13 protein-coding genes are annotated in these 15,030 nt (G+C 74.9%); 4 read left to right on the forward strand and 9 right to left on the reverse strand.

Annotation, left to right across the window (positions count from 1 at the left end; all coding sequences use genetic code 11):
• Window positions 1–6: 6 nt before the first annotated feature.
• Window positions 7–4,077 carry a molybdopterin-dependent oxidoreductase gene (locus ACGFMP_RS01920; protein WP_393669648.1) on the reverse strand — a complete coding sequence of 1,357 codons (4,071 nt, stop codon included), beginning with the start codon at window positions 4,075–4,077 and terminating at the stop codon, window positions 7–9.
• A 190-nt stretch (window positions 4,078–4,267) separates the two neighbouring features.
• Entirely contained in the window at window positions 4,268–5,095 is an 828-nt protein-coding gene (locus ACGFMP_RS01925) for an SDR family oxidoreductase (protein WP_393669649.1), read from the reverse strand.
• Between the two features lie 136 nt (window positions 5,096–5,231).
• On the opposite strand from ACGFMP_RS01925, the gene ACGFMP_RS01930 reads away from it, so the two are divergent.
• Window positions 5,232–5,693 carry a MarR family winged helix-turn-helix transcriptional regulator gene (locus ACGFMP_RS01930; RefSeq protein WP_393669650.1) on the forward strand — a complete coding sequence of 154 codons (462 nt, stop codon included), beginning with the start codon at window positions 5,232–5,234 and terminating at the stop codon, window positions 5,691–5,693.
• Between the two features lie 6 nt (window positions 5,694–5,699).
• Here the strand turns inward: ACGFMP_RS01930 and ACGFMP_RS01935 are convergent, their stop codons facing one another.
• From ACGFMP_RS01935 to ACGFMP_RS01965, 7 genes are all read right to left on the reverse strand, one after another.
• Window positions 5,700–6,338, reverse strand: coding sequence for a DJ-1/PfpI family protein (locus ACGFMP_RS01935; RefSeq protein WP_393669651.1), 639 nt, complete (start codon window positions 6,336–6,338; stop codon window positions 5,700–5,702).
• A gap of 2 nt (window positions 6,339–6,340) precedes the next feature.
• Window positions 6,341–7,309: a GlxA family transcriptional regulator gene (locus ACGFMP_RS01940; protein ID WP_393669652.1), complete on the reverse strand. Its 969-nt coding sequence runs from the start codon at window positions 7,307–7,309 to the stop codon at window positions 6,341–6,343.
• Window positions 7,310–7,568: 259 nt separating this feature from the next.
• Window positions 7,569–7,967, reverse strand: a complete 399-nt coding sequence (locus tag ACGFMP_RS01945; protein WP_393669653.1) for a rodlin — start codon at window positions 7,965–7,967, stop codon at window positions 7,569–7,571.
• 127 nt (window positions 7,968–8,094) lie between these two features.
• Window positions 8,095–8,544: a hypothetical protein gene (locus ACGFMP_RS01950; protein ID WP_393669655.1), complete on the reverse strand. Its 450-nt coding sequence runs from the start codon at window positions 8,542–8,544 to the stop codon at window positions 8,095–8,097.
• Between the two features lie 170 nt (window positions 8,545–8,714).
• Window positions 8,715–9,260: a chaplin gene (locus tag ACGFMP_RS01955; protein ID WP_393669657.1), complete on the reverse strand. Its 546-nt coding sequence runs from the start codon at window positions 9,258–9,260 to the stop codon at window positions 8,715–8,717.
• A 135-nt stretch (window positions 9,261–9,395) separates the two neighbouring features.
• A complete protein-coding gene (locus ACGFMP_RS01960; protein WP_393670292.1) occupies window positions 9,396–9,623 on the reverse strand; it encodes a chaplin in 228 nt (75 codons plus the stop codon).
• 282 nt (window positions 9,624–9,905) lie between these two features.
• A complete protein-coding gene (locus ACGFMP_RS01965; protein WP_393669658.1) occupies window positions 9,906–10,187 on the reverse strand; it encodes a hypothetical protein in 282 nt (93 codons plus the stop codon).
• 379 nt (window positions 10,188–10,566) lie between these two features.
• Here ACGFMP_RS01965 and ACGFMP_RS01970 point away from each other — a divergent pair, with 379 nt between their 5' ends.
• From ACGFMP_RS01970 to ACGFMP_RS01980, 3 genes are all read left to right on the forward strand, one after another.
• Entirely contained in the window at window positions 10,567–11,787 is a 1,221-nt protein-coding gene (locus ACGFMP_RS01970) for a glycosyltransferase (RefSeq protein ID WP_393669659.1), read from the forward strand.
• A gap of 545 nt (window positions 11,788–12,332) precedes the next feature.
• A complete protein-coding gene (locus ACGFMP_RS01975; protein WP_393670293.1) occupies window positions 12,333–13,625 on the forward strand; it encodes a sugar transferase in 1,293 nt (430 codons plus the stop codon).
• A gap of 7 nt (window positions 13,626–13,632) precedes the next feature.
• A complete protein-coding gene (locus ACGFMP_RS01980) occupies window positions 13,633–15,009 on the forward strand; it encodes an O-antigen ligase family protein (protein WP_393669660.1) in 1,377 nt (458 codons plus the stop codon).
• The last annotated feature ends 21 nt before the right edge of the window (window positions 15,010–15,030 follow it).

Below are 15,030 nucleotides of genomic sequence, written 5' to 3' on the forward strand. Positions count from 1 at the left end.
AGTCGCCTAGTAGACGTCGCGCACGTAGCGCTTGTCGGCGGCGAGCTGCTTGACGTACGCGGTCGCCGCCTCGGGGGAGAGGGCGCCGTGGGTGACGGCGATGTCGCGCAGCGCGCGGTCGACGTCCTTCGCCATCCGGGCGGCGTCGCCGCAGACGTAGAAGTGCGCGCCTTCCTGGAGCCACGACCACAGGAGCGGGCCGCGCTCGCGCATCCGGTCCTGGACGTAGACCTTGGCCCGCTGGTCGCGGGAGAAGGCGGTGTCGAGGCGGGTGAGGGTGCCGTCGGCCAGGCGCGCGGTGAGGTCGTCCTCGTAGTAGAAGTCGGTGGCGCGGTGCTGCTCGCCGAAGAAGAGCCAGTTGCGGCCGCGGTGGCCGCGGGCGCGGCGCTCGTCGAGGAAGCCGATGAAGGGGGCGACGCCGGTGCCGGGGCCGACCATGACCATGGGGGTGGCCGGGTCGGCGGGCGGCCGGAAGTGCGGGGAGCGCCGGACGTGCACGGGGACGGACGTACCGGGCTCCGCGTCGGCCAGGAAGGGCGAGCAGACGCCGCCGCGCGGGCGGCCGCCGGGGTTGTCGTAGCGCACGACCGAGACGGTCAGCGAGATCTGCTGCGGGTCGGTGAGCGGGCTCGACGATATGGAGTACAGCCGCGGCTGGAGCTTCTTGAGCACCCCGGCCCACTCGGCGGCGTCGGCCTTGACCACGTATTCGGCGACGAGGTCCACCGCCTGCCTGCTCCACGACCACTTGGCGAGCTCGTCCTTGTTGTCGGGCCGCAGCAGCTTCCTCAGGACCCGGTCGCGGGTGCGGTCGGCGACGAAGCGCAGCAGGTCGGGGGTGATCCTGCTGATGTCCAGGTGCCGTTGCAGCGCCTCGCCCAGCGGGACGTCGCCGACGCCGGGGACGGTGACCCCCGTACCCGGGTCGAGCCCGGTCACCGTGAGCCATTCCTCGACCAGGGCGGGGGAGTTGACGGGCAGCACGCCGAGGGCGTCGCCGGCCTCGTAGGGCAGCGGGACGGGGCTGTCGCGGGTGTCGAGGGTGAAGCGGCGGACTTCCTTGGCCGCGCCGGGCAGCCCGAGCACCCGGTTGCCGGTGAGCCGGGCGGTCCCGGCCGCGGTGCGCCGTACGGGCCCTGCCGGGGCGGGCGCGGGCGCGGACGGGGCGGGGGCCAGGGCGTCGGCCTGTCCTGGCGCGGCCGCCGCGAGCGCGCCGAGCACCTGGTCCAGCCAGGCCAGCGCTGTGGACTCGTAGTCGGGCTCGCAGTCCGTACGCGGCGCGAGGCGTACTCCGCCGAGTTCGCCGAGGCGTTCGTCCAGCCGGCGGCCGTGGCCGCAGAAGTCGTCGTAGGAGGAGTCGCCGAGGGCGAGTACGGCGAAGCGGCGGCCGTCGAGCCGCGGGGTGTCGGGCGCGGTGAGCGCGTCCCAGAAGCCGGTGCCGTTGTCCGGCGCGTCGCCGTCGCCGAAGGTGCTGGTGATCAGCAGCAGGTCGGCCGCGGCGGGCAGCGCGGCGGGGGAGGCGTCGGCCATGCCGAGCAGGGTGGCCCGGTGCCCTGTGCCGGTCAGGCGCCGGGCGGCGGCCGCGGCGAATTCCTCGGCATTGCCGGTCTGCGACGCCCACAGGACCACCACCTCCCGCCCGGCCCGCGGGACTTCGGTGTGCGGCTCCTGGTCGGGTCCCGCGGGCAGCCGCGAATACATGCCCGCGAGGACCCCGTTGACCCACAGCGCGTGTTCCGGTGTGAAGGGCGCGTCCCGCGGCAGGACGGGCACCCCCTTCACGCCCAGGCCGAGACCGGCCAGGAAGCCGACCAGATAGCGCCGTTCGCCCTCCGCGAGCACCGGCGGTGCAAGGTCCCGCAAACCGAAGATGTCATCGGTGGCGGCCGGCGCCGCGTCCCCCGCGGGCAGGACGTCCCGCCCGGTCGCGCCGGGAGCGGCGGCGGACGCGGCGACCCTCGTCAGGGACACCGCGCACACCTTGAACTCCGGCTGGAAGGACAGCGGATCGACCGCGTCGCTGGTCACCGCGTTGACGCTGAGGTATTCACCGAAGAGGTCGTTCCAGTGGAAGGGCGCGAAGCAGCACCCCGGCAGCACCCGCTCGGTCAGCACCGCGGGCAGCACCGCCCGGCCGCGCCGCGAGGCGACCTCCACCGAGTCGCCCTCGGCGATGCCCAGCTCCGCCGCGTCGCGCGGGTGCAGCTCCACGAAGGGCCCCGGGTCGAGCTTGTTGAGCTTGGCGACCCTGCCGGTCTTGGTCAGGGTGTGCCACTGGTGCTGGAGCCGCCCGGTGTTGAGCACGAAGGGGAAGTCGTCGTCTGGCATCTCCGCGGGCGGCACGTGCGGCCTGGCGTGGAAGACGGCCCGGCCGCTCGGCGTCGGGAAGCGCAGCCCGTCGCCCTCGACGTAGCGGATCGGATTGCGGTCCGGTCCGTCCGCGGTGGGCGCGGGCCACTGCACAGGGGTGTCGCGAAGCCGCTCGTACGTCACGCCCCGCAGGTCGTAGCCGGTGGCCGGGTTCCAGGCCCGGCGGATCTCGTCGAAGACCTCCTCGGGTCCCGCGTAGTCGAAGGCCTCCCCGTAGCCCATCGCCCTGGCCACCTCGGCGATGATCCGCCAGTCGGGCAGCGCCTCGCCCGGCGGGTCGACGGCCTGCCGGGCGAGGGTGAGGTTGCGCTCGCTGTTGATCAGGACGCCGTCGGACTCGGTCCACATCGCGCCGGGCAGCACGACATCGGCGTACGCGTTGGTCTCGGTGTCGGCGAACACGTCCTGGGTGACGACGAATTCGGCCGCCTCCAGGCCCTCGATGACGGTACGGCGGTTCGCCACCGACGCCACCGGGTTGGTGCAGATGATCCAGCAGGCCTTGATGTCGCCCTCGGCCATCCGCCGGAACATCTCCACCGTGCCGCGCCCGACACCGTCGGACCTCACGGTGCCGGGCGGCAGGCCCCACAACTCCTCGGCGAACGCGCGGTCTTCCGGCACCAGCACCGAGCGTTGGCCGGGCAGTCCCGGGCCCATGTAGCCCATCTCCCGGCCGCCCATGGCGTTCGGCTGGCCGGTGAGCGAGAACGGGCCGCTGCCGGGGCGGCAGATCGCACCGGTCGCCAGGTGCAGGTTGATCAGCGCGTTGGTGTTCCAGGTGCCGTGGGTCGACTGGTTGAGGCCCATCGTCCAGCAACTCGTCCACTCGGCCGCGCCGCCGATCAGCTCGGCCGCCTGCCGGATGTCGGCCTCGGGTATGCCGGTGACGGCGGCGACCGCGTCCGGCGGGTAGTCGGCGAGGAAGCCGGGCATCGCCTCCCAGCCCTCGGTCCAGCGGTCGATGAAGTCCTGGTCGGTGTGGCCGCCGGCGTGCAGCAGGTGCAGCAGGCCGTTCAGCAGCGCCAGGTCGGTGCCGGGGCGGATCTGCAGGAAGAGGTCCGCCTTCGCGGCCGTCGCGTTGCGCCGCGGGTCCACCACGATCAGCTTGGCGCCGGCCTTGACCCGCTCCATCATCCGCAGGAAGAGGATCGGGTGGCAGTCGGCCATGTTGGCGCCGATCACCAGGAAGACGTCGGCCCGGTCCAGGTCCTGGTACGACCCGGGCGGGCCGTCCGCGCCGAGCGACAGCTTGTAGCCGGTGCCTGCGCTTGCCATGCACAGACGGGAGTTGGACTCGATCTGGTTGGTGCCGACGAAGCCCTTGGCGAGCTTGTTCGCCAGGTACTGCGCTTCCAGGCTCATCTGGCCCGACACGTAGAGGGCCAGCGCGTCGGGCCCGTGCTCGTCCACGATCGCCCGCAGCCGGCGGCCGGTCTCGGCGATCGCCTCCGCGGTGGGCGAGGCGAGGGCTTCCGCGCCGCGCTCGCTCCTGACGAGGGCCTGCTCCAGGCGGCCGGGCGCCGACAGCATGTCCGCGGTCGTCGCGCCCTTCGTGCAGAGCCGGCCGCGGTTCGCCGGGTGCGACTTGTCGCCGACGGCCTTCAGCACGGTGCGGCGGCCGTCGGGTCCCGCACCGACGTCCAGCAGGAGGCCGCAGCCGACGCCGCAGTACGAGCAGACCGTTCGTACCGTCGTCGTCCCCACCTGCGGGCCCTCCCCTTGGCGGCCCCCGCGGCCGCGCCTGATCGACGCTACGAACCTGCGATTACGCGGCGGTCACTCCGCGGGCCGCCCGCGGTTACGCCCTCTGCACAGGCTGGCACGCGAAGGTGTGAGTTCCCTGGAGCGAGCCTTGGCTGGTGGGAGAGCCCGTGCGCGGCAGGCCGTCCCGGGCTCAGGCGAAGGACGCGGCGTTCGCGGCGGCCCACAGGGAGAAGGTGCGGGGGTGGTCCACGAGGGGCGCGGCGGGGGTCAGCGGGGTGCCGTCGTGGGCGCGCCAGTGGTCGAGGAGGGCGTCGGCGTAGGGCGCGGGGATGCCCGACGCCGCTTTCCACTCGGCGGGGTCCACCGTCTCGACCCGCACCGGGCGGCCCCGCCCTTCGCCGATGAGGTCGGCCTGCTCGCGGAAGGTGAGCGACTGCGGCCCGCTGAGGGTGTACGCGGGGGCGGGGTGCCCTTCAGGCGCCGTCAGCACCGCGGCCGCAGCCTCGGCGAGGTCGTCCTCGTGCAGCGGCAGCGTGTGCGCCTCCGGGTAGGGCAGCCGGACGGTGTCGGTGGCGGCTATGGACCGCGCCCACCGCAGGGCGTTCCCCGCGAAGTCCCCCGGCCGCAGGAAGGTGGCCGGGACGGGCCCGCGGCTCAGCGCGGCCTCGACGGCGGCATGGTGGCCGGCCAGCAGGTTGTCCGCGCCGCCCGGCTCCAGGACCGCGGACGAGGAGAGCAGCACGATGTGCCGCACCCCGGCGGCCGCCGCGGCCTCGGCGAAGGCGGTGGCAGCACCGGTGGAGCGCCCGGCATAGAGGAAGACCGAGCGCACGCCCTCCAGGGCCGGGCCGAAGGTGCCGGGATCGTCGAGCACGCACCGCACCGCGGGTATGCCGCCGGGCGGGTCCAGCGCACCGGGGTCGCTCGACCCGGCCCGCAGCGGGTGGCCTTGCGCGTGCAGCAGGCCGAGGAGGGTGCGGGCGACGCGGCCGCGGCTGCCGGTGACGAGGATGGTCATGATTTCTCCCGTTCCCGTGCCGCACAGGCTCGTGCGGCAGCGGATTCCCTAGACTGAAGGCGCTGCACAGCTACTGCGCCATGCAGATATTGTGCGGCACACTCTTTGCGTCGCGCAAATGAAATAAGGAGTCCGCATGTCCGACCGCGAGGAGCTGCTCGACCAGGTCGTCACGGAATCCAGGCGCCACTACGCGGCCTGGACCCTCTTCAACCAGAAGATGGCCGACCGGCTCGGCCTGCACCCGACCGACGTGCAGTGCCTCAACCTGCTCGACCTGGAGCCCGAGCCGCTGACCACCGGCCACATCGCGACGCTGACCGGGCTGACCCCCGGCTCCGCGACCCGGCTGGTCGACCGGCTGGTCGCCGCGGGCCTGGTGGAGCGCCGCGCGGACCCCGACGACCGCCGCAGGTCGCTGGTCGCGCTCACCCCGGGCGCGCTCCAGGGGCTGGGCGACGCCTGGGAGGGCCCCGGGGACGCCTACGACGCGATGCTCGGCTCGTTCAGCGACGCCGACCTCGCCGTGATCCGCCGCTACTTCCGCGCCGCCGCCGAACTCGGCAGCGCCCAGGCCGCCGAGATCGGCCGCGACTGACGCAGCTCAGCGCGGCAGCACGGCAAGCCGGCTCGCCCGCAGCTCGCTGACCAGCTCAGGCGAGGCGGTCGACACCGAGCCTGCCGAATACGGCGGCTCGGGCTCGTACTCGACGACCAGCTGGATCGCCTCGGCCACCGCGTCGCCCGCGATCCGCCCCGCCAGCCGCAGCGCCAGGTCGATACCGGCCGAAACCCCCGCGGCGGTCGCGTATTTGCCGTCGAAGACGACCCGGTCGGTGCTCGGGACGGCGCCGAAAGCCGGAAGGTGCTCCAGCGTGATCCAGTGCGAGGCGGCGCGCCGCCCGGTCAGCAGCCCCGCGGCGGCCAGCAGCACCGACCCCGAGCAGACCGACGTCGTCCAGGTCGTCCCCGCGTCGACCTCGCGCAGCCACCGCGTCACCGCCTCGTCGCCGAGCACCTGCGCCGTGCCGGGGCCGCCGGGCACCAGCAGCAGATCGGGCGAAGCGACCTCGGACAGCGTGCGGTCGGCGGTCAGCGCGAGGCTTGCCATGTCGGTACGCACCGGTCCCGCCTCGACCGCGGTGAAGACCACCTCGGCGCCGGGTATCCGGGACAGGATCTCGTACGGGCCGACCACGTCGAGCCCGGTGAAACCCTCGTAGAGCAGTACGGCGATCTGCATGGTCAGCTCCTGACTGAGTGGAAACGCCGGCGGTATTCCGCCGGCGGTACCGCCAACGCGCGGACGAAGGCCCGGCGCATGGCCTCGGGTGTGCCGTAACCGGCGGCCCGGGCGATCTCGGCCACCCCTGAGCCGGTGTCCTCGAGCAGCCGGCGGGCAGCTTCCAGGCGGGCCCTGTCGACGTAGTGGCCGGGAGTCACCCCGACCTCGGCGCGGAAGGCGCGGGCGAACTGCCGGGGCGACAGGGCGGCGCGTTCCGCGAGCGCGTCCACCGACAGGTCCGCCTCGGGGTGCTCGGTGATCCAGCGCTGGACCTCGCGCAGCGGATGCCGCTCGGCGAGCTGCGCGGCCAGCTGTGTGCTGAACTGCGCCTGGCCGCCGGGCCTGCGCAGGAAGACCACGAGGCCGCGGGCCACCGCGAGCGCGGCGTCCCTGCCGAGGTCCTCCTCGACCAGTGCGAGCGCCAGGTCGATGCCCGCGGTCACACCTGCGGAGGTGGCATAGGGGCCGTCCCGTACGAAGATCGGCTCGGGGTCGACGGCGATCCGCGGGAACCGGCGGGCGAGCGTGCCGCAGTACGCCCAGTGCGTGGTCGCCCGGCGGCCGGTCAGCAGGCCCGCCTCCGCCAGCAGGAAGGCGCCCGTGCACACCGACACCACCCGCCCCGCGCCCGGCGCGAGCGCCGCGATCCGCTCGACGACCTCGGGGTCGGCCGGGTACGTGCCCCGGCCGCCGGGCACCAGCAGCACGTCGGGCGGCGCGGCGGCCCTCAGGTCCTCGTCGGGCAGCAGCCGCAGCCCCGCGGAGGTGCGCACAGGCCCGCCGCCCAGCGCCGCGGTGCGTATCCGGTAGGGCGCGGGGTGCGCGCCCCGCGCCGTACCCGCGGCGCCCGCGAACACTTCGAGCGGGCCGGTCACATCGAGGCTCTGCACGCCCTCGAAGAGCACGATGAGCACGTCATGGCTGGTCACGCGGTTCAGCCTGGCAGCGGTGCCGGAGGGCGGCAATGACGGGTTTCCCACCTTTCCTGCCATCGCCCGAGGGTGCGGCGGGCAGCCGGCGGCGGGGCGGCCGGGCGGTGGCGTCGGTGGCGTCGGTGGCCGCGAACGGCGGAGGGCCGCCGGCGCGGAATCGCCGGCGGCCCTGGTGACGCGGGTCGAGCAGAGTGGTGCGGGTCAAGCGGGGTGGTGCGGGTCGAGCAGGCTCGAGCGGGGCCGAGCCGGCTGAAGGTCAGCCGGTGGTGGCGCCGGACCCGGCAGGACTGTCGCCGAGAACCTGCGCCGGCGTCGCGACACCCTGTGCGGGGGCCGAACTCCCGCCGCACTGCTGCTGCTGCGAGGCCAGGGCGTTGATCCCCTGCACGGCGATCGGGGTCACGGCGCCGAGCGAGCGGGCGTTCGTCCTGACCGGCAGGGCGACGCAGGGCTGGTCCAGGGCGCCCTGGACCAGGTTGATCCGCGGGCCCTCCGCGCCGCTGGTCACGGTGTCGCCGTACTTCTGCAAGGCGCCGTCGCCGATCGCCGCCGTGGTGCCCGTGCCGTCATCGAGCGCCATGGCCGGGGAGGCGGTGGCGCCGACTGCGACGACCGAGGCTGCGAGGGCGGCTCCGGCCAGCAGCTTCTTGATCATTGCGTTCCCCTGGTGCTGTGATCGCACGGCTCCGGAAGCAGGTCCGAGCGATCCGGTCGACCGTTCACGAAGTGTCCGGTTCCGGCGACGCGGTCCGATGGGGCCGTCCGCCGGAGTCGCCGGAGCGTCAGCCGGCGAGACCGGCGAGCCCGAGCGCTCCGGCCACGGCTCCCGCCGGCAGCCCGCCGAGCATTGCGGTGCCTGGGGTCGCCGCGGCGGGCGCGGCACCGGCGGGCGCTGCCCCGGCGAGGCCGGCCTCGGCGACACCCTGGGCCGTCGTGACCGCCTGCGCCGCGATGACGTCGGCCGGAGCGCCGCCCTGGAGCCGGTCAGCCGCGGCCTGGGCGAGGGTGTCCACGGTGGCACTGGCCTTCGGGCCGCCGGGGGTCTGCAGCGGCTGCGCGCTGTCGACGACCTGCAGCGGCTGTGCGCCGAGCACCTGCTCGACCCCGCCGCTGACGCTGGTGGGAGCCGGGCTCGTGGTCTCGTTGCCCGTGGTGTGGGCGAACGCGGGCGCCGCGACGCCGACCGCCATCATGGAGCCGGCCACGACCGCTGCAACCTTCGAATACTTCACTTGCCGCCCTTTCGGTAGCGCAGGATGTCTTTCGGCTGGGACAACGACCACGGACCGCGGCGGAAACCGGGCACGGACCCGCGGCCTGACAATCACCCGATAGTGCGGGGCCCGGCTTTCCGCGTCCTGAGGACAAGCTGCCGTGACCCCACCGGGAGACCGTCGCTGTGTCAGGACTGCGCCCGCCGGACGCGCGCCGTCCTGGTCGTACGCCGGTAGAGCACCGCGCCGCCGAGCAGCAGCGCGCCGCCCGCCGCGGTCGCCGCACCCACCGCGCCCTGCGAGGAACCGGTCTCCGCGAGCTGCACCTCAGGGGCCGGGGCCGGCGCGGCCGGCGGCTCGGCGTGCCGCGGCGCGTGCGCCACGGGGGTGGCGGACTCGACGTTGGCACAGGTGTTCCCGCTCGCCGCGTTGAGCAGCGCGGCCACGTCCACGGAGTTGCCGCACACGTTGACCGGCGCGTCGACCGGGATGTTCACGTTGTTTCCCGACAGCACTCCCGGGGAGTCGTGCGCGGTGCCCTCGGCGGTGGCCCCGTACGAGTGGTCGCCGCTCGCCGAATCGACGCCCGGCGCCTGGTCCTCGGCCGAGTGGCGCGCCTCCTTCGAGCCGCCCTGGGCGTCGGAGTCAGCGCTCGCGTAGCCTCCCGTCACGGCGAGGATGCTGCTCGCGGCAGCAACGGTGAGCAGACTCCGGCTCAGAATCTTTCGTCGCATCGACTCATTTCTCCACTCGTGCAAGGTGAAACAAAAGGTGGCGCGGATGACGGGCCGCCCCGGAGCGCGACGCACTCGGCCCGGGGCGGTACCTGATCAGAGCGTCGTGCCCGACCGGTTCGACCGAGGTCGACGTCATCCAGCGTTGACGCAGACGTTGCCGAACGACGGGTTCAGCAGCGCGATGACATTGACGGTGTTGCCGCAGGCGTTGACCGGCACGTGCACCGGCACCTGGACGAGGTTGCCGGACAGGACACCCGGGGAGTGGGCGGCGACACCGCTCGCGTCGGAGCCGGCGAACGCCGGGGTGGCGACGCCCATCGCGATGACGGTTCCGGCGGCGAATGCCGCGCCCTTCATGAGCTTCTTCACGTTCTACTCCTAGTTACGGCGGCGGCCTTCACCGGCACGGATTTCGTGGCGGCGCGACCGGCTTTCACGGGGCTTGCGCACCGCGTCGACAGATCAACGACCATTGGTGCCGGTAGGTGACTCCCGACCCTTCTTCGAGCGGCACATCCACTCGAATGGAGGGATTAATTTGCCGAGCAGCGACGAGGAACGGCTCCGGACGCCGGTTCTCGGCGGCAGCCGGAGCCGCGAGAAGGGGGGCCCGGCTGGGCCCTCGGGACTTCCCCGCCGTCAGCCGTCGGCCTTGACCGGCAGGCCGACACACGGCTTGCGGAGTGAGCCGCGGACCAGCGCGAACGGCGGGCTGCCGGAGCCGCCGGTGCGGGTGTCGCCGTGGTCCGGCCGGAAGAACACGCTGTTGACGTCCACGTTGACGTCTTCGCGGACGTTTCCCTCGGCACCCGCGGTCCCGGCCACCGTCCCGGTCCCTGTCCCGGTCGCCGTCCCGGTCCCGGTCACTGCCCTGGTCACTGCCCTGGTCACTGCCCCGGTCGCGACGGGCTTCGGGGTCATGGCGGGTCCTTTGCGAACGGGGCCGGATTCCCTCCCGGATGGCGGGTCCGACAGTCCGACACCGGTGCGCGACTTTCGTCATGACGTTTCACCCGAACGGCCAGCGGTACCCGCACGGTCTACCCGCACGGCAGACGGGGGTGAGCGCATTCGGACGATTGACGGGGCGTCAATTCTCTGCGATGTGATCGTCGTAAGAAGCCGGAACAAGATGTCCGCTCGCGCGGCATACGTGATTTTCGACGCGCCTTCTGCGACGGTGCATTTCTGTTTCCCGGGGGATTCACCTCGTCGGCCCGGTATTCACTGAGGCCGCGCAGCCGCCCGCAGGACCGGGGGCGACGTTTGGGACGGGCTCGTAGAGGGAGAACGGCGCGCGATGCCGCAACAGCATGACGGACTCGCCGGGCTGACGGTGCTGCACATGGCCCAGCCTGTCGAGGGCGGAGTGGCCCGCGTCGTGGCGGACCTGGTCCGTGCGCAGGTGAGGGCCGGTGCGCGGGTGGTCGTCGGCTGCCCGGTCCCCACCGCCAGGGGGCGCGCGGGGGCGCGGGCTTCGATCGTGCCGCCGCCCGAGACGCTGCCGGAAGCCGCGGCGCGCGCAGGCGCCGAGGTCGTGCGCTGGCGGTCCCGCCGCGCGCCAGGCCCCGGGCTGCTCCTGGAGGCCGCGGCCACCGCCCGGCTGGTGCGCGAGGTACGCCCCGACCTGCTGCACCTGCACAGCGCCAAGGCGGGCCTGGCGGCACGCCTCGCCGTACGCGGCCGGGTGCCGACCGTCTTCCAGCCGCACGCCTGGTCCTTCGACGCGGTCGGCGGCCCCACCGCCGTGGCCGCACGGGTCTGGGAACGCCGCGCCGCACGCTGGGCCGACCGGGTGCTCTGCGTCAGCGACGCCGAGTGCGGGGCCGGGCGGCGGGCCGGGGTCCGCGCCCGATGGGCGGTGGTGCGCAACGGCGTCGACCTCGCCCGCTTCACCCCGGCCGCCGACCGGGACGCCGTCAGGGCCGCGCTGCCCGCACTGTCCGACGTCGGGCCGGGTACGCCGCTGGTGGTGTGCGTCGGACGGCTCTGCCCGCAGAAGGGCCAGGACGTGCTGCTGCGCGCGTGGCCCGCGGTCGCCGCCGCACTCCCCGAGGCCCGCCTGGTGCTGGTCGGCGAGGGGCCCGACCACCGGCGGCTGCTGCTCGACGCGCCGCCCGGCGTGCTGCTCGCGGGCACCGCCCGTGACACCGTGCCGTGGTATCAAGCCGCCGACGTGGTCGTACTGCCCTCCCGGTGGGAGGGCATGGCACTGGCGCCGCTTGAGGCGATGGCCTGCGGGCGCCCGGTGGTGACCACCGACGTGAGCGGCGCCCGCGAAAGCCTGCACCCGGCGGACGCCGACGCCTGCGTCGTCCCGGTCGCGGACACCGCCGCCCTGTCCGCGGCGCTGCTCCGGCTGCTCACCGACCGGCCACTGCGCACCGCGGCCTCCCTGCGCGCCCTCGCCCAGGCCAGGGCCCGGCACGACGTGGCGAGAGCCGCCGCGGGCGTCGCCGCGGTCTACCGCGACGTCCTGGCACTCCCCCACCCCGCACGCGCCCGGCGGCTCCCCCGATGACCCCCGACCCCGCGCCCCGCACCTGCGACCCGACCCGCACCGACCCCGAACGGGTGACGGCACCGCGGACGTACGAGCCCGGCCACGCGGCCACCGGCCGCCCGCCCGCCCCCGACGCCGGCGGCCCGATCGGCCCACGGCTGCCGGGACCCGCAACCACCGCCCTCGACGAGAGCGGTACCGCCCGCACACACGGACCCGAGCCCGCGCCCACCCCGCACCCGCACGGGCCCGCCGCGACCGCCCTCGACACCGACACCCCGCCCGCCCCTCGCCCGCACGGGCCCGCCACCACCGGCCCCGACGCGCACGGCACCCCCCGTACGTCCGCCGCCGCCGGGCGGCAGCCCGCCGCCGTCCGCGGCCACCGTGCCGCCCCGAGTGCGCAGCGCCCGGCGCCCGTACGCGCTGCCGGGCGGCGGTGGCGGCGGCGTGCGGGGCAGCAGCCCCGGCACCGGGCGGTACGGGAGCGGGTCGGGGGAGTGCTGGCCGTGGCGGACTGCGTGGGGGCCGTCGCCGGGGCCGCGGTGGTGGCGCCGCAGGGGGTGGCCGCCGGCGGTGTGGTCGGCGGGTGCCTGCTGGTCGCGCAGCACAGGGCGGGGCTCTACCGGCCCGGCTTCGCGCCCGCGGCCTTCCTCGAACTGCCGGGGCTCGCCTCGCGCGCGGTCCTGGCCTGGGGGGTGCTCGCGGTGGTGGCGGGCCGCGGGGCTCCCGCCTGGACGGCGCTGCCCGCGGCGGTTGCGGTGACCGTCGCCGTCGCCTGCGTGCTGCGCGCCGCGGTCTACGGGACGCGCCGCCGGATGGCGCGCAGGCGCCCCTCCTCGACGCTGGTCGTCGGGGCCGACGCGGTGTCCGCGGCCCGGATCGCCGCGGTGCTGCACGCCCGCCCCGAGTACGGGATGCGCCCGGTCGGCCTCGCGGCGCCCGCCCCCGTGCGCCCCGCGCCGCCGGAGCCGCCGGCCCGCGGCGACCCGCAGGCCGTGGCCCGGCCGGGGCACATGCCGCCGCCGGTGCTGCCCCTGCTGCCGTCACCGGGCGACGTCACCCGGGCGGTGATCCAGAACGCCGTACGGCATGCCGTCGTCGCGGGTCCCGCGGCGCTCGACGCGCGTACGACCGCGACCGTGGGGCTGCTGGCCGCGCAGGGCTGCCGGCTGTGGCAGGTCGACGGGGAAGGGCGCCGCGAAGGCGGCGCCGCGGGCCACCTGTGGGGCCACCCGTGCCGCAGGCTCGACCCGTACCCGCCGATCGGGGGCCGTGCCGCCCGCGGCGGCAAGCGCGCCCTGGACGCCGCCGTGGCCGCCACCGCCCTGCTGTGCCTTGCCCCGGTGCTGGCGGCGTGCGCGCTTGCGATGCGGCTGGCGGACGGCCCCGGCGTGATCTTCCGGCAGGAGCGGATCGGGCTGCACGGGCGGCCGTTCACGCTGCTGAAATTCCGCACCCTGCGCCCGGCGGACGAGCACGAGTCGGCGACCCTGTGGAGCGTCGCGCACGACGAGCGGATGAGCCGCGCGGGACGCCTGCTGCGGCGTACCTCGCTCGACGAGCTGCCGCAGTTGTGGAACGTGCTGCGCGGCGACATGAGCCTGGTCGGCCCGCGCCCGGAACGCCCCTACTTCGTCAGCCAGTTCAGCCAGTCGCTGCCGGGCTACGCCGACCGGCACCGGATGCCCGCGGGCATCACGGGACTCGCCCAGGTGCACGGCCTGCGCGGCAACACCTCGATCGCCGACCGCGCGCGCTTCGACAACCACTACATCGACAGCTGGACGCTGTGGCAGGACGTGTCGATCATGCTGCGGACCGCCGCCACGCTCTTCCGCTGCGGCGGGAGCTGACCGGCACATGGCCCTCATGACGGCGGCCCTTCCGCCGCTCACCCCCCGGCTGCGGCTGCTGCGCCACCACGCCCCGCTGCTGCCGGTGCTGGCCACCGTCCTGCTGCTGGCCGCGCCCGTCACCACGGGCGACGTCAGCGCCTCGGGCAAGGTCACCCCGGCGGACGCCGCCTCCGCGGTGCTCGTCGGGACCGCCGCGGTCCTGCTGCTGCGCGCCCGCTCCCGCCCGCTCGGCCCGGCCGCGGCCGCCGTGCTCGGCGCGCCCGTGCTCGGCTTCGCCGCGGCCGCCGTGACCTCGCTCGACCCGGGCGCGGGAGTCGCCGGATTCCTGCGCTACGTGCAGGTGTTCGTGGCCGTGCCGGCCGCCGTGGTGCTGCTGCTGCGCGACCGCCGCGACTTCGGCGTCGTGGCCGCCGCGATCGTGCTGCTCGCCCTCGTGCAGGGCGCCCTCGGCACCTGGCAGTACGCCACGGGGAGCGGCGCCTCGTACATGGGCAAGGAGGTCCGCGCGGTCGGCACCTTCGGTCCCTCCGACGTGATGGGCATGTCCACGGTCGTCGCGTACGGCATGGTGATCGCCGTCGGCTACGCCCTGGTGCCTGCCCCGCACGGCGCCCCGCGGTGGCTGCGTCCCGCGGCGACGGGCTGCGCCGCGCTGCTCGTCTTCCCGCTCACGGTGTCCTTCAGCCGCGGCACCTGGATCGCCACCGGCGCCGCCTGCCTGGCGATGGTCCTGCTCGCGGGGCGCCGCCAGGCGGTGCGCGTCCTGGCCGTGCTCACCGCGAGCGCCGTGGTCGTCGTCGGCGGGTTCGGCGTCGGGGCGGGCATGATCGGCGAACGCGCCGCCAGCATCACCCGGGTGACCGACACCCCCGACCCGTCCGTCACCGACCGCTACACCCTCTGGTCCGCCGCCCTCGGCATGTGGCGCGAACACCCGGTCACCGGCGTCGGCCTGAAGCGCTTCCCCGCGGAACGCGACGGGCACGCCACGCTCGGCCTGTCATCGGCGAGCGACACGGCGGGCGCCGGGCAGGAGTTCGCCCGCGAGCCGCTGCTCTCTCCGCACAACATGTACCTGCTCGCGCTCAGCGAGCAGGGCCTGCTCGGCTGCACCCTGCTGGCAGGCGGCTGGGCGGCCTTCCTCGTGCTCGGCCTGCGCCGGCTGCGTACCGAAGCCGGGCGCCACCGGCCACGACAGGCGCCTGGCCCCGGCCTCACAGCAGTCGGGCTGCTGATCTGGCAGTGCGTCGACTTCCTCTACGCCGACATCGGCGGCCCGTCGACCGTACTGACCGCGGTGCTGCTCGGCCTGGCCGCCTGGTGGGCGCTGCACGCGCCGCGTGACCCGGTTGCCGGGCGCGGGGACGGCGGCGCGCCATGACCGGCCTCGTCCAGGGGCCGG

Origin of the sequence: Streptomyces sp. NPDC049040, assembly GCF_043197715.1 — a bacterium.
Taxonomy (GTDB): domain Bacteria; phylum Actinomycetota; class Actinomycetes; order Streptomycetales; family Streptomycetaceae; genus Actinacidiphila.